Origin of the sequence: Serratia sp. 14-2641, assembly GCF_001692375.1 — a bacterium.
GTDB lineage: Bacteria > Pseudomonadota > Gammaproteobacteria > Enterobacterales > Enterobacteriaceae > Chania > Chania fonticola_C.
This window is the reverse complement of sequence record NZ_LXKR01000095.1, coordinates 172-13483: the sequence shown is the minus strand read 5'-3', so window position 1 is coordinate 13483 and position 13312 is coordinate 172. Positions and strand designations below refer to the sequence as shown.

At 53.2% G+C, this 13312-nt stretch carries 14 protein-coding genes; all 14 read right to left on the bottom strand.

Going from position 1 to position 13312, the window contains the following annotated elements; translation table 11 throughout:
* Position 1 precedes the first annotated feature (1 nt).
* Positions 2 to 874, bottom strand: coding sequence for a phage minor head protein (locus A6U95_RS26950; RefSeq protein ID WP_065686717.1), 873 nt, complete (start codon positions 872 to 874; stop codon positions 2 to 4).
* Entirely contained in the window at positions 825 to 2357 is a 1533-nt protein-coding gene (locus A6U95_RS26945; protein ID WP_065686716.1) for a DUF1073 domain-containing protein, read from the bottom strand. The genes A6U95_RS26950 and A6U95_RS26945 overlap by 50 nt, the downstream gene beginning before the upstream one ends.
* A 254-nt stretch (positions 2358 to 2611) precedes the next feature.
* The gene (locus tag A6U95_RS26940; RefSeq protein ID WP_065686715.1) at positions 2612 to 4219 is read right to left on the bottom strand and encodes a TerL protein; all 1608 of its coding nucleotides are present in this window, start codon (positions 4217 to 4219) and stop codon (positions 2612 to 2614) included.
* Between the two features lie 67 nt (positions 4220 to 4286).
* On the bottom strand, positions 4287 to 4694 hold the full coding sequence (locus A6U95_RS26935) for a type II toxin-antitoxin system HicB family antitoxin (RefSeq protein WP_065686714.1): 408 nt from the start codon (positions 4692 to 4694) through the stop codon (positions 4287 to 4289).
* A gap of 49 nt (positions 4695 to 4743) precedes the next feature.
* Positions 4744 to 4920, bottom strand: coding sequence for a type II toxin-antitoxin system HicA family toxin (locus A6U95_RS26930; protein ID WP_025123839.1), 177 nt, complete (start codon positions 4918 to 4920; stop codon positions 4744 to 4746).
* A 546-nt stretch (positions 4921 to 5466) separates the two neighbouring features.
* Complete coding sequence (locus tag A6U95_RS30240) at positions 5467 to 6081, bottom strand: terminase small subunit (protein ID WP_074423413.1); 615 nt, start codon at positions 6079 to 6081, stop codon at positions 5467 to 5469.
* Positions 6082 to 6547: 466 nt separating this feature from the next.
* Positions 6548 to 6874, bottom strand: a complete 327-nt coding sequence (locus A6U95_RS26920) for a DUF2570 family protein (RefSeq protein WP_065686713.1) — start codon at positions 6872 to 6874, stop codon at positions 6548 to 6550.
* A gap of 94 nt (positions 6875 to 6968) precedes the next feature.
* Positions 6969 to 7463 carry a lysozyme gene (locus A6U95_RS26915; RefSeq protein WP_065686712.1) on the bottom strand — a complete coding sequence of 165 codons (495 nt, stop codon included), beginning with the start codon at positions 7461 to 7463 and terminating at the stop codon, positions 6969 to 6971.
* Positions 7435 to 7638 (bottom strand): phage holin family protein, encoded by a 204-nt coding sequence (locus tag A6U95_RS26910; protein ID WP_065686711.1) that lies wholly within the window; start codon positions 7636 to 7638, stop codon positions 7435 to 7437. The genes A6U95_RS26915 and A6U95_RS26910 overlap by 29 nt, the downstream gene beginning before the upstream one ends.
* Before the next feature lie 62 nt (positions 7639 to 7700).
* Positions 7701 to 8423 (bottom strand): protein mom, encoded by a 723-nt coding sequence (locus A6U95_RS26905; RefSeq protein ID WP_065686710.1) that lies wholly within the window; start codon positions 8421 to 8423, stop codon positions 7701 to 7703.
* 437 nt (positions 8424 to 8860) lie between these two features.
* On the bottom strand, positions 8861 to 9643 hold the full coding sequence (locus tag A6U95_RS26900; protein WP_065686709.1) for an antitermination protein: 783 nt from the start codon (positions 9641 to 9643) through the stop codon (positions 8861 to 8863).
* Positions 9643 to 10503: a hypothetical protein gene (locus A6U95_RS26895; protein WP_065686708.1), complete on the bottom strand. Its 861-nt coding sequence runs from the start codon at positions 10501 to 10503 to the stop codon at positions 9643 to 9645. The genes A6U95_RS26900 and A6U95_RS26895 overlap by 1 nt, the downstream gene beginning before the upstream one ends.
* Positions 10500 to 11474: a toprim domain-containing protein gene (locus A6U95_RS26890; RefSeq protein WP_065686707.1), complete on the bottom strand. Its 975-nt coding sequence runs from the start codon at positions 11472 to 11474 to the stop codon at positions 10500 to 10502. Before A6U95_RS26890 ends, A6U95_RS26895 begins: the two co-directional genes overlap by 4 nt.
* On the bottom strand, positions 11471 to 13078 hold the full coding sequence (locus A6U95_RS26885) for a DEAD/DEAH box helicase (RefSeq protein ID WP_074423411.1): 1608 nt from the start codon (positions 13076 to 13078) through the stop codon (positions 11471 to 11473). Before A6U95_RS26885 ends, A6U95_RS26890 begins: the two co-directional genes overlap by 4 nt.
* Positions 13079 to 13312 lie beyond the last annotated feature (234 nt).

Below are 13312 nucleotides of genomic sequence, written 5' to 3'. Positions count from 1 at the left end.
GTTAATCCTCAAAATCCACCACCGGCCGCTTTGTGCATCGGCAGTATGGCAACTGCCCAGGGAATCCCCGCTCGCCGGTTCGCTTATCAATAATCGGCGGATCGTCAATATCGAAAATCCCGCCGTTCAGGCCTGCCGGCCATGGCAACATATGGAATTCGCGCGGGTCGTTACTGCCGCCGCTATGCACCCATTCGAATTTGCGGATACCCGCAGATTTCATGGCTGCCGTTGAAACGCCGTCATAGACCTTGCGTGTCTGGTCAAGCGCAACGTTTTTCGACCAGTTCCGCACCTGAACACCGTACTTTTCCAGCGCTGGCTGCAAGTCCTGCAAGCCACGCCCAGACGATATGGAGCGCATCACCTCCGCGCCGATGTCGTCCAGGTACTTACTAGGCACCCGCTTGATCAGGTTGGCCGCCTCATGGCTCTTGGCCTTGATCGTTTCCTTTACGACGGGTGAGAGCATATTCACGCGAATGGATACGCCCTCCCCGATCTGCTCCAGGCTCCGCTTAACGTCCTTTCCCGCATTGCCAGAAGCCCGCTCCACCATCCGTGCGGTGGCCTTATCGGTCATCTCGTTAAACACGCTATTGAACCGTGTACGCAGCTTGCGGAGCAGCTTTACAGCGGCGTTAACGATACTGGCGTCAAGTGTCGCCCCATCCAGAACGGGTGAGTCGGAATGCTCAAACAGGCGCTTTATTTCGGATTCGGTTTCGGTGCGGAGCAGGTCAAAGGTGCGGGTGATTGTGTGCTGATATTCATTACCTACGCTCACCGGCATAAACAGCACCGATCCGCGTAGAACATCGTCCTTAAGTTTCGGCGGTGGCTTCCGCGCCATTACCCGCGGTTTCTTCGCCATTGTTTAGCTCCCCGCTATCGTCGTCATCCGGCGGAACCGCCGGGGCCAGATTGCTGTAGCCGCTATCCGGATCGGCAATCAGGCGATCGCGTACATCGTACTGGTCGATCGCCCCGGTGTTGACCAGGTTCAAATCGGTTCGGCTGTCGGTTTCGCGAACCGTGGCCCGCTCGGTTGCCGTCATACTTTCCAGCGACTCCCAGTTTACCGACGTTTCAACTGGGTCTATTCCCAGCTTTGGCGCGATATGCGAACGCATCAAAAGCAGGTGGTGCCGGTCAAGCAGCGGCGTTAAGTCGTGCGTCTGGATGCTCTCCAGCGTTTCGTGGTAGGTCGTTTCTTCGTAGTCACCGTTGGAGTTGAACCCTTTCGGCTGGGTACCCATAAGGCGCGTAGATGGCACCTCCGCGATTGCGGCCACAAGTTGATATTGCGTCATGATGAGGTTGTCGAAATCAGCCAGGGCGGTATCCATCTGGGTGATTTCGTCCTCTTCCTTGTCTGCCAGTTTCACGCCATAGTTATCGCGATACCTAACCCATCGGGAAAGGTTGGCAGTGAACTCATCTTCATTCGCCATGGCCTTAGCCATGTCAGTTTTATAGATTGTGGTGCGCTTACTCAGTGCTAGGCTTGGCGCTTCGTTAGCCGTCCGCTCGGCGGCATATATGCGTTCCATGATCAGCTGAGGTAATGACATCCCACCGAATTGATACATGGCTTTGAGGATAGTGGCGACCGGGTACGGGATATAAATCACCAGGTGCGATCGGTGATAGCGTTTACCGTTAATCACCCAATACGTGGGCTCATAGAAATGCAGGCTGGCTGGATTGATTACGGCGGCACCGTCCACTTCCGGTGTGCACCACATCGGATCGATCTGGGCAATGCCCTTGTAGCTACCGGGTGTCACACCATCGGGATTGAACGGATTTTCATAATAATCTGGGTCGGTACTGGTCACTTTAAACAGCGCGATCCGAATACCAAACACGCGACCAAAGGTGATGAATTTTTTCATCTGGTCATTAACGCCGAATTTCTTATCATACCGGCTGATCATCTTGATCGCCTCTGCCGGTAGTTCCTCGTCGCTTTCGGATTGAACTGTATACCCGTTACGGATGGCGTCGCGCCCAGGCATGGAGCAGGCTTTAAGAACAAGCCAGTGCTGGGCGATGATGGCATTCATCGCGTGGCCGATAAACCCGTTGTTCGCGTACCACATAAACAGGCTATCGCTAATAGTGCCACCGGCGGAAACGTGCGGTGATGCCAGATTGCCGCCATCGTCCATGCTGTCGTTTGTGCCGGTAGCCACAACTTTCGGCAGCGAGTCTTTAATCTGCTGCACTTTCTTACTGAGCGCCAAACTCACCGCAGTACCATCCACCGGCACGTTATGGGTGCTAAAGAAGCTCTCACGCTCTTTCGGCGCTGGCGCGTCGTTGGCTTTTTTCTTGCGTTTAAACCATCCCATATCGATTCCTGGTGATAGCGAGTGAAAAACAGGAAACAGCAAAAGCGAGATTAATTATCCCGTTACTCGTTCAACTGTTTTGATGAATTCAGAAAGCAAAAAGGCAGGGTGAAACCGGTGTGATCCGATTGCCCTGCCTTGATGTTTCAGTGTGTTGATGCCCGATATGATGCCAGCTCAACGAAAGTGAAAAGAGGTATTTTCGGTGCAAGTTCGCTTAAGGGTCATTATGTTAAAAAGTCCTTTTTGGCACCTTATCCGAAGAAGCCCCGGCGCATTTTTATAGGCGCGTAACAAATCATCACGGTGTCGGCGTGGTTCGGTGAGCGCTGCCCGTCGGGCGCTTTATCGACCAGGATTTTACCCGCGCCATTTACTGAGTAGGTTGGCTGTCCCAATTCCACGATCAGCTTGTCTTTCTCTGGTAGTTCAGGATCGATGCTGATCAGGTCGTCGGGGTCATACTCTTTTATTTCCCCGGTCACAGCTCGGTGAGTTTTCTGGAATCGCTTCCGCAGCGCCCACCAGCTTTGCGCCTTAAGGTTGGCAAAATAATCCCCGTTCTTGCGGTCTGTCCTGCGCTCCCCTTCCGGCTCAACCAGCTTGTGTGGGTCGATGACGGCACCCGATCCACGGAATGGAGCGACCTCCATTTTTCGCAATCCATTCTTAGCGCGCTCAGCATTGATGACGCGTGAATCGCCGCGAACCCCGGCACCTAAACCGTCTTCGTCAAAAAGCATATGGTCACAATCATCGCCATCGGCCAGGTTAATAGCCTTAACGGATGTCGCGAAAATATCGGAGCCTTTGCCCGACCACGCTTTGAGATTACTCAACACGATGCCATGACGCATAGAGTAGGCGTTGAGGTCGATCCCCTCGTCTGCCACATCCAACGCGCCAATACGCTGGCCGGATGGCGTGATGCCAAGTTTGGTGTGCGCCCCGATCGCTGACTGTATCCATTCTGCCGGGATCAGCCTGCCCTCGGTCGAGGCGTTGTAATCAAGGTCTAATTCCTGCGCGACGATAATCGCATTGTCGATTTTCTTACATTCCTTCTCGTACCAGGCATCATCCTTGCGCGGATCGCTGCGCCAGTGAAACGTGAATACGGGAATGTTGCCGCTGTGGCGTTTCTGTGCGAACGGGTTGTTCATGCCGTTGACCGATGACAGATCGATACGACAGCGCGTGGTCTGCGATAAAGACGCATCGATTAACAGCGGTCGCTGGAGGAATGCGCTCTCGTCCACGAAATACATTGTTGAGCGGTCGCCGCGCCCGATGTTGTCACCGGCCTCGCCCTTGATGATTGAGCCGCTATCGGGGAACTCAACGCGCATGTATGGAGCGTGTTTCTTCTCGTCCCAGGATCCGCGGAACTCTACAGGCAGCATGGCAATAAACTTGCGGGCCTTCCAGAACAGCGCCTTCGGGTCGCCGGTACTGTCCACGTATTCTTCTTTGCGCGAACCGAACCCTATCACCATCTCTTTATTGAACAGGCATAGCGTGGAACTCAGGCCGACTGATACCCAGCTCAGGCCCATTTCGCGGCTCTTGTCCGTCAGCCCGTTCTCCATGTTGCGACGGCGATCCATTATCCAGTGAATCCACTCCTCCTGTTTGGGGAACAGCAGAAACGGAATGGATACCGGCAGCCCGTAATCGAGGTTTCGCGGGTCGGTGGTTATGCCCCAGTCAATAATGAACTGTGCGGGGTTGTCGCGGTAAAACGCCCTGAGAGCGGGCAATGAGTCAGGATTGGCCCGAATGCGCTGTAACCGCTCCATACGCCACTCAAACACCATCTGATAATCGGGCTTTTTGAAGTCGAACTGGAAAGGTAACGGCATAATTGCACCAAATAAAAAGGCCCGCCGAAGCGAGCCTTTGAGATAGGTTGTAATTTAATTTGTATTGTTATCGAACTGAAAAATCTAGCTGCCTGCCCAGGGCATTCATTGCCCGCTGGATTGCGTCAATCTTGGTTGAGTGCTGCAGGTTGATCAGTCGGTTAACTTCCTGCTTTTTGATACCAATGCGGTCGGCCAGCTCAACACGCGTTAAGCCGGACTCGATAAGCGCATTAAGCATAAGCACCTTCGACGCCACACTAAGCGGCACCTCCACGTAATCACCAGTTACCTCGCTGGGTAATGGGATCGCCTGGTTGTCTTCGAAGTAGAAATCGAAGGCAGTTATTAACGCATCCAGCGCCATCGCTAGCGCTTCCTCTCGCGTATCACCTTGGGTCAGCGCCTCCGGGATATCCGGGAACGAAACCACGTAACCGCCGCTATCGGGCTGTAAGTCTACTGGGTATCGCATATCGTCGCAGTGAAGCTTTGCGAGTAACCAGCCCCGGAGGGCTGGTTTATTAGTTCAGGCCAAGCTGCTTAATTATGGCCTTCCTTAGCGGTTCTTTTAGCTCGCTGCCGGGGTGCCTTGGCATAACACTTCGTTTGCCTTGGTATCGAAGTTTTAAATGGTTGGTGCCATTCGTAACTTCTACCCCTTGCGATTCAAGCCACCGCCTGAACTCGCTCTGCTTCACTTCTCCTCCTGTCTGTTGAACATGCAACCATAGTAAACATTTATGCTTACCGGGTCAACATTTTTGTTTACCTAAACAGGAGATATTTTACAGCCCCCACCAACGCACCAAAATGTACGAAAAAAGGGACTTTTTAACATAAACACCGTTACCCGCACCGCCGTAACATCGCTCGCCCACATTGCACCTTCAACGCCTTATTTCCCAAAGACTTCTCAGAAAAGTGGCGGGGAACGGACTGCATAATCAATGCATAAAACGACGCGATTTTGCATAGCATTAAAATTGAATGAACCGGCTATTTCTGCCAGTTTTACGAATGCGGCGACAACGGTAAGAGTATTCGGCCTGAGACGGCTTATCGTCTCTCTTTTCCCTTTCGGGTGGCGCTTGGCTAATAGCCCAGCCGAATACCCTTACCTGTTGGTTTGGTGGGTGTGGTGGCCGGTGCTGATCTCCGGCTTCACTAACTAAGTTGCGCGTATTCCACGGTTCGGGCGTTTAGCCTGTGGGGCGGCCCGTTAGTTCATTCACCACGTTATCAGTTTACCCCATCATCTTGCTGTATGCCTCGGCGGCTTCTTCCGCTGACATGTTGGTGTTCTCGGTCTGGATCGGGCCACCGTTCGCGCCGGTCACCTCTGTTTTCTTCGGAGCCTCCCAGCCTTGCATTTCGCCGATCTGCTTGATGGCGCCGCGTGAGTCATGCAGCTTTAACTTGATGCCCTCTTTGCCAGCGGTGACCTCTGCAATTGCGTCCAGCAGCTCCGGGTGTTGCTTCACTGAATCCTTGAAGCGCCAGGCGGCCTGAATAATCTCTTCGCCAGTGTCAGCATCAACACCGATCTTGTGCTCTGAGAAATCCACCAAGTCACGGACGCGAGCGCGGCCCATCACAGATAATCGTTCCAGGGCTTCCGTGCGTGTCATGATGGACTCGCTGACCGTTTCGTACTGTACGGACTGGAGGAAGGCTTGAACGTTATCAAATGTTACCATCCGGCTAGCTTGCGCCCTTGCCGTGTCATCTGTTTTTGCCTTCCCCCCAGCGGCTTTGTACGCCTCTGTCTGGTTCTTGCCTTTGATGAGGTGCGTGACAAACTTTTTCTGTAGCGCTGTCAGGGCATCGAAAAGCGCCTTCTGTTCTTTCGTTAGCGTCATTTTCGACTCCTTTTTGAAACAATCCTCTAGAAAGTGGGTATTTGCCCAGTGGGCGGACATAAGCTTTATTCTACAATATCGAGCACTCTTAGTTAAAAATGTTCTGTATTGAACCCGGTTTCTTCCACCACGGCACCGGTAGGCCGCCTGCAATGACATCTAGCACGGTGTTACCTGTTATTGATTAACCCCACTCACTCAGCGCAAAGGTGAGCGCGTCATAGTTAAAGCGGGGAGACTGCGACAGGCAACGCATCGGTAATCTGTATGCTACTTAGCGGTGTTATCTCGCTGCCATTTGACCAGCCCGTCTATCCGGGAGGCACACACGTCCAGTTCGTTCTGCGCCACCTGTAGTGCAATGACGGCATCGCCGAATGTTGATCCGGTGAACGGGGTTTTCTCGCATAGCTGCGTATATACCGCTGGCGGGTACACGTAGATAATCTGCGGGGCCGGTGCGGGCTTAGGCCTTTCCGTGCAGGATATCGAGAGCAGAATCAGGCAGGCGCTGATTGCTACAGTCGCTCGACTCCAGCGCCTCGCGTAACGTTCTGTTTTCAGCATCGGCTTTTGCCCTCTTCTGCTGTTCAAGCTTTAACTGTTCTTCGGTGGCGTGGCGATCGGCATCAGCAGCACCTTTTAGGGCGCCGATCGTTTCATCCCTACTTTCCAGGGCTTTTACCAACTTTCCGTTGGCCTCCTGCGCAGTATCCAAATCGTCTGATAGCGAAGAGGCATACCAGCCCAGACAGATAGCCACCAGCAACGCGCCGATTAGGCTGTATCTCATAGGATTAGCGCCCCAACAAATAGGAACCAGCCCCAGCCATCATGACCAGTAGCCGCTATAAGCCCTGCCGCTATAAAACATGCTGTTGATGGCTTCATTTCATGCTCCAAGTGCAGATTTCATGCTCTATCGCCCGGCGATTCATCAGCCCTTTCCACTGCTTGCCACCGGCATACGTCCAGCGACGCAACTCATCACAAGCGCCCTTCTGGTCACCTGCGTTGATTTTCTTCAGCATCGTGGAATTGTGGAATGCGGTTACGCCGACGTTGTACGCAAACGAATAGATAGCAGCTCTCTGTGTGTTGCTGATATCCGAGCGGATGTAGGGATCGACGCCAGCGGCCACTATGCGTAGGTCTGAATTCAGCAGAGCATCACACTCTTTGTCGGTGTAGCGCTTGCCGGGGATGATGTCTTTGCCGGTGTGACCGTCGCATACAGTGAGAACGCCGACGACATCACGATAGGGGGTATATTCGCGCCCCTCTAATCCGTCTTTGCCGCCAAGCATCACCGCCGCTATTGCGAAAGCACCGCCGCCGATAGCGCCAATGATTTTATTTCTGAGCGTTGCGGACATTGCCATTTAGCCGATCCTCTCGCTCTTTGCGCTTGTAGTACCAATTGACGCCGAATGTGCCAACGGTACACGCGATACCAATTATCATTGCCCAGTCGTTAAGTGAGAGGACTCCACCCATTGCTGTAATTCCTCCCGCCCAATAGCTCAGGCCTTCTCTGACTTTATCCATGCGGTGCATACTTACCCCCTTATTGGGGCGCTTGATTAACTTGAACGGGAACAGCCACCGCAAAGCGAGGCTTAAGATGTGTTTTCTGGTTTCGGGTACGGCTGCGGGGTAAACAGCTTGGTGTTGAGCCGCTTCCGCGCCCGTTTGTTCAAAAACTTGATATAACGAAACTGATTGAAGGTGTGGGCTGTTGCCCGGTGTTTATTCGCCTGCAGATGTAAGCCACGCGCACCGGCTTTGCTCGCCTTCGTCGTCAGCGCGATCTTGTGGTACCACTCGCCATCCAGCTCGTAGAACGTGCTTTTATGGCTGCCCATATAATCAAAATTGCTTGCCTGGTACACAACGCCGAACCGGCCACACCGCTCATCAGCGAATGTCTGTACCCACTCAACAGCGGGATAAAGCAGCTTGATGGTTTTCAGCGCGTAGCTGATTGCGCGAGATTCGGTGTTGCGGGGCATCCGGTCATGTACCCAGAGCCGGTTTAGCTCCATGTATCCACGGTTGCTGGTGCCGGTTACAACTTTCGATCCGCTGCTGGGGTTCATTGCGTAACCCCATTGCATCACGCCCACCAGCTCGCGTCCTTCAAAAATGCCGAGGTGCAAATAGCTGTTGTTAACGATCCGCTTGCTGTAGTGGAAGTTGATAATCACCATGCGGGCTAACCAGGCGGGGATCGTCGCAACGTGCAAATCAATACAACCATAGCCGACCGTTTCGCCGTCGTGCACAATCGGGATTGGCTTCCCTGTGGCGCGTGACACAGCGCCTTTTTGCTGCTTCTTCATGGTCTTTGTACTCCAATGACTCTTGGTGTACTCGTGACCGTAGGAATGGGTACGTCAGGCCTCGGTAGGGGTGGAACCTGCCGAGGCCACCCTCAACGAGCGCTTAAATTTGATTGTGGTTAACGTGGCGTTGTGGCCCTATCACAGTTGTGCCGACCGCCATCCCGATACGATTCGCGGCTGTGACCGCTACTAACGATTACTTTTAGGCTCGGTAACCACAATGATAAGCCCACCGTTTCACAACACGAGATCACTCCCGTCGATGGACTTACCATTGTGAATCCTTACAAACGCAAAAACCCGCACGGATGCGGGTTCTGATAAATACTGGTAGTGTTCAGGCGAGATATGCCACTATTTAAAGAATTTACGCCATGTTTATGCAAAATGCAACCCTGTGTAGTAAAAATGTCGGCATCCGTGCCGAACGTGCTCTACTTGGTGACTTTTTGGAACTCGACAGCGGCCACGCCTTCCTCAATGCTACATTTCGCCACCAGCGCCTCATAGAACGGCTTCCAATTACGTGACCAGGATGATTGTGTCAGTTCAGGCAGCAAGGCCGTAATGGCCCCGTAGGCAACGGAGGAAGGCATCCGGCTAAACCCGTTACCGTGGCACCGCTCACAATCTTTGATAACGGGTGCGCCGGTGGTCTTGGTTGCTTCACGATCTAGCGCCTTACCAGTTCCCTTGCAGTTGCGGCAGCGTTTATGGATCTCCCCCTTCCCTTTGCACGGCTGGCAATACTCATGCACCCGTTGCCGCTTGATGGTCGGCGGGATTTTCTCTTCACCGTCAGCGCCAACGTACCCGGGGTAAACTTTTACATCCTTCCATACTTCCACCAGCCCTTTACCTTTGCAGTTGTGACAGGTCATGGTGGCGCTGGCGGAGTGCGAATATTCCTCATAGGCCATCGTGGCAAGTATCACCATGCAGCGCGCCATCTTCCGTCCTGCCACCTTTCCTACGTGCTTAGGTGCCTTCCGCTTGGCGTATTGCGTTAGCGCCTGTATGGCTTGCTCCCGATCCCCGTCGCTGATCCCGGTTTTACCCAGAAACGCAGCCATACCGAAACGGGCCTTTGATTGAACCACGCCGAGGGCCGCCATCACATCGGTACCCGTCACCCGATCTGCACTGGTGCCGTTCGGGGTGTCGGTGATGGTCAGCCCCTGGGCGCTGAAATGCTTCAACGACGCCTCAAGCTTCATCAGCCGCACTCCCCTACCAGATTTAGAATAATTCCCTCCGTTACTTCTCCTAGATCCATAAAGCGATCTTCGTCAAGCATCCACTTGCATACTTCAATAGCTTCCTGCCTTGTTGCTGGTTTGATTTTAGAAAGTAGAGTTTCAAGATACTCTTCCCGATCATTAATGTGGGAACGCTCGCCATTGGCGTATTCATAACCCAACTCTTTCTCTGCGCTATTTCGCATGGAGTAGAGCCAGTCCCAATACTGAAACTCACGCACAACATCAGAAAGCGTTGTAGGCTGTGGGATCTGCATTACGAAACCTTGAGATATCGCTTTCCGCTGCTCGTCAATTTCACCACAGCGCGCCCCTTGTACACGTTCCTCTGCGATTTCCTCCTTCGTCCATCCCCAGTAACAGGAGTAAACATCTGCCAACTCACCCGATAACATGAGGTTTTCAGGTGGTGTGTTATCCAGTGCAGCATCATAACTGCCGAAAGCTGCCCGTACCTGGCTGGCCTTATCAATGTTACTCCTTGCACCATTGATGTACCCCTGCGGGTTATCCATCGACATTGTGCCAAAGGCGATCTGGAATGGAGCCACCCCCGATTTCATCAGGTAATCGCTGTAACGTTCCTGCGCCTGCTTAGGGGTGATCTTCAACTTTTTAAGCGCATCCTCCGCCGCCTGCAGGTGTGCCGGTTCATTTAGTTGGATCACTTCCAATACCCATAGGTACGCGTCCGTTTGCTTATGGCCGGTGATGACACGTTGAGGGGGAAGCGGCTTGGTGGTCGCTAGCTCAGTACCGTAGCTCGGCGCAGGAATGGTAAACAGTGCTTTGTGAGTCAGGTTGTCTGTACGGTTCATGCTGCAATCCTCTTTGTGAAAATGACTTCTCTTGCCCGATCGGTATTGATGAGCAGATCGTTAAAATCGCCGTTGTCTGGCCAGCGAACGCTGACCTTTTCTAAATCGTTTATTGCTGTCAGGTTGCCGTGGGCGCAGGTGAACGCCGCCGAGTGTCCGGTAGCTGAATGCGGATCCATGTCAGCAAAAATAATCAGGTGCTTTACACCAGGAGGAACGCGGAATTTAGCCATGAATCCAGAGTTCATAACCGCCCAGACGTTGCAGCCGTATACCTCCCGGCTGGCCAGTGCGGTTTCTACCCCTTCTGCGATGCCGAGCGTTGTGGCCGGTGGGTACATGCGGATCGCTACCGAGCTGGCGTGTTCCAAGTAAACATCCTCCTGGAGCTTCATTAACTTCTTGGCCGCCACTACATCCGCTTTTTTGTCGCCCTCCAGCAGGATCCGGTGTAGATAGCAAAGATTGGCCTTGTCATCCGTTGCGAGCGACCAGATCGCCTGATACGTACCGCCGCTTGAGTCTTTTTGAGATGCACAAAAACGCACGTTTTCGTGTGGTAGCCCAAAGATCCCGCGCTTGTGCAGGTAACCCTCTGCACCGGTACCACGGAGATCAGCAAGCCGGGAGAATTGCGCCGTAACCTTTTGGCGCGTTATTGCCATGCTGTTCTGCTTTTTCGGGATGGACTGCCGATCAGGAACAAACTCATTCCCGATAATGCTGTCTACCTCGTCCATCAAATCTTTGATGTCCTTCCCCTGGGTGAGGGTGAGCAACAGCCACCCATCCCCGGCGCCGCACTTGCAAATCCATGTACCGCGCTGATCCTTATCGTCACAGCGGAAACTGCCCCGCGATTTACATACAGGGCAATTCCCTTTGAAGTGCCGCTTACCGGTTACACCAGGCAATTTGTAATATTCGAAGATTTCAGGCCAGCGACCGATCGCCGCCTCTTTCGTTTTCATTGCTCAACCGCCTTTCTTCCTGCTTTCAGGGATTCTCTAACTTCACTCAAGCGCAAGCTGGCCTGCTCCATGCCGTTGAATGACTGCTGTCCTTTCACCTCCCTGCTCTTTGCAAAAGCAATTTGTTTCCACTTGATGAAGTTGCTCACCTCGGGGGATGTCTGCTGTGGATGGTCTTTCAGGCCGTTAGGCCAGGAGCCGAATTTTGCTTTATAGGTATGCGCACACCAGCCATCGCTAACGCTTTTCCCCTGCGCCGCGCGCTGCAACTGGTAGTATTTGATCTGCGACCACCAAGACTGCTTTTCTTTGAGTGTCACCACCTTCGCTTTGCCGCCGAGCTGCTTTAGGCCTCGGGTGGCGTCTGTCTCTACGTCTTCACCGGAAAGCGGCTTAAACCCGCATTTTGGGCATACGTAGACGCCTGCTGGTTTCATGTAATGACACTGGGTGCATTCGGCCGGCAACTTCTCCCGCTTCTCTTTCTCGCGATCGCTGGAACGGTTTTTCATTCCGTCATCTTTCGAGGGCAGAGTGTCGTACTCGATACTGTCAGGGAAGCCGAGGCGGTGAACGGATCCGCTATGGTCAAACACCAGACACTTGTCTTTACCCGGGGCGGTGCGTAACCCGCGACCGATGGCCTGTAACCACCTGATTTCCGACTTTGTAGGGCGGGCGTAAATGATCGCCCGGACATCACTATCAAAACCGGCGATCAACGTGCCAACGCTCACGATGATTTTTGTTGCCCCCTGCTCGAAGCGATGGATTATCATTTGCCGATCTTCGTGGGGGGTATCAGCGGTAATCACCTCGGCATTCACGCCAGCTTGTATGAACTGAATAGTCACAAAGTTAGCGTGACGAACGTTCACGCAAAACGCGATGGTCGGGCGATCCTCGCCGTAGTTGAGCCAGTTGTGAACGATGTCGCCAACCAGATCCGCCCCGCACATAATCTCGGCGATTTCGCCCTCTTTGTAGTCGCTGCCGAACTCTTCGGAGCGGCTGCTTTTAACGCCCGATAGATCCGGCTTCGTGGGGGCGAAAAACTCATACCCGCACAGCACACCTGTAGCCATCAGCTCTTTGATCGTCGTCGGCTTGATCAGCCGCTGATAGTATTTCCCGAGGAACGGGGCAAACGGGGTGCCAGAGAGGCCCACCACTTTTACGTTTGTTTCGTTCATCAGGTACAGAATGACCTCAAGCATTTTTTTACGGCGCAGGTGCGCCTCATCGACAATCAACAGATCGATGTTGTCGGGGAAGTCACGGCGGATCAGCGTGTCAGCGGAGGCAATCTGTATCAGCCGGTTCGGGTCATAGTTCGGATGGTCGCGCCACACGTAACTGATCTCGCTTTCCGGGAGCCCGTATTGAATAAATCGGCTCGCCGTTTGGGTTACCAGCACCGTATACGGGCAGGTCATCAGCACCCGCATATTCCGTGATACAAACCCGTCAGTGATAAACGCACTTAGACCGGTTTTGCCGCTGCCTGTGGGGCTGTAGACCATGAAGGATTTGTATTGCTTCCAGTCACGCCGTAACATGTCCAACGCGCGTTGCTGGGCTAAGTTCTCCGTGATGTTAAGCATGTTCCACCCCTGCAAGAGCTGACGCGGGATTACTCGCCAAAGTGTTACGCGTCAGTTTCTTGCTTCCTCCTGGTGTCTTTTCAATTTCGTTGCTTTCCATTGAACCCTTCCTCGTTGTTACTTCTCTGCTATGCCAAGGACAAAGCCCGTCAATGAATCATTTAGCCGTTTAGCCATCCGCTGAGGGTTATCCCCTACAGTGATCTCTATAAGACTGTCTCTTATACACATCTC

Excerpts from the sequence above, each read along its gene's own strand:
- A6U95_RS26950 (WP_065686717.1), bottom strand. The coding sequence starts at position 874 with ATGGCGAAGAAACCGCGGGTAATGGCGCGGAAGCCACCGCCGAAACTT.
- A6U95_RS26945 (WP_065686716.1), bottom strand. The coding sequence starts at position 2,357 with ATGGGATGGTTTAAACGCAAGAAAAAAGCCAACGACGCGCCAGCGCCG.
- A6U95_RS26940 (WP_065686715.1), bottom strand. The coding sequence starts at position 4,219 with ATGCCGTTACCTTTCCAGTTCGACTTCAAAAAGCCCGATTATCAGATG.
- A6U95_RS26935 (WP_065686714.1), bottom strand. The coding sequence starts at position 4,694 with ATGCGATACCCAGTAGACTTACAGCCCGATAGCGGCGGTTACGTGGTT.
- A6U95_RS30240 (WP_074423413.1), bottom strand. The coding sequence starts at position 6,081 with ATGACGCTAACGAAAGAACAGAAGGCGCTTTTCGATGCCCTGACAGCG.
- A6U95_RS26920 (WP_065686713.1), bottom strand. The coding sequence starts at position 6,874 with ATGAGATACAGCCTAATCGGCGCGTTGCTGGTGGCTATCTGTCTGGGC.
- A6U95_RS26915 (WP_065686712.1), bottom strand. The coding sequence starts at position 7,463 with ATGGCAATGTCCGCAACGCTCAGAAATAAAATCATTGGCGCTATCGGC.
- A6U95_RS26910 (WP_065686711.1), bottom strand. The coding sequence starts at position 7,638 with ATGCACCGCATGGATAAAGTCAGAGAAGGCCTGAGCTATTGGGCGGGA.
- A6U95_RS26905 (WP_065686710.1), bottom strand. The coding sequence starts at position 8,423 with ATGAAGAAGCAGCAAAAAGGCGCTGTGTCACGCGCCACAGGGAAGCCA.
- A6U95_RS26900 (WP_065686709.1), bottom strand. The coding sequence starts at position 9,643 with ATGAAGCTTGAGGCGTCGTTGAAGCATTTCAGCGCCCAGGGGCTGACC.
- A6U95_RS26895 (WP_065686708.1), bottom strand. The coding sequence starts at position 10,503 with ATGAACCGTACAGACAACCTGACTCACAAAGCACTGTTTACCATTCCT.
- A6U95_RS26890 (WP_065686707.1), bottom strand. The coding sequence starts at position 11,474 with ATGAAAACGAAAGAGGCGGCGATCGGTCGCTGGCCTGAAATCTTCGAA.
- A6U95_RS26885 (WP_074423411.1), bottom strand. The coding sequence starts at position 13,078 with ATGCTTAACATCACGGAGAACTTAGCCCAGCAACGCGCGTTGGACATG.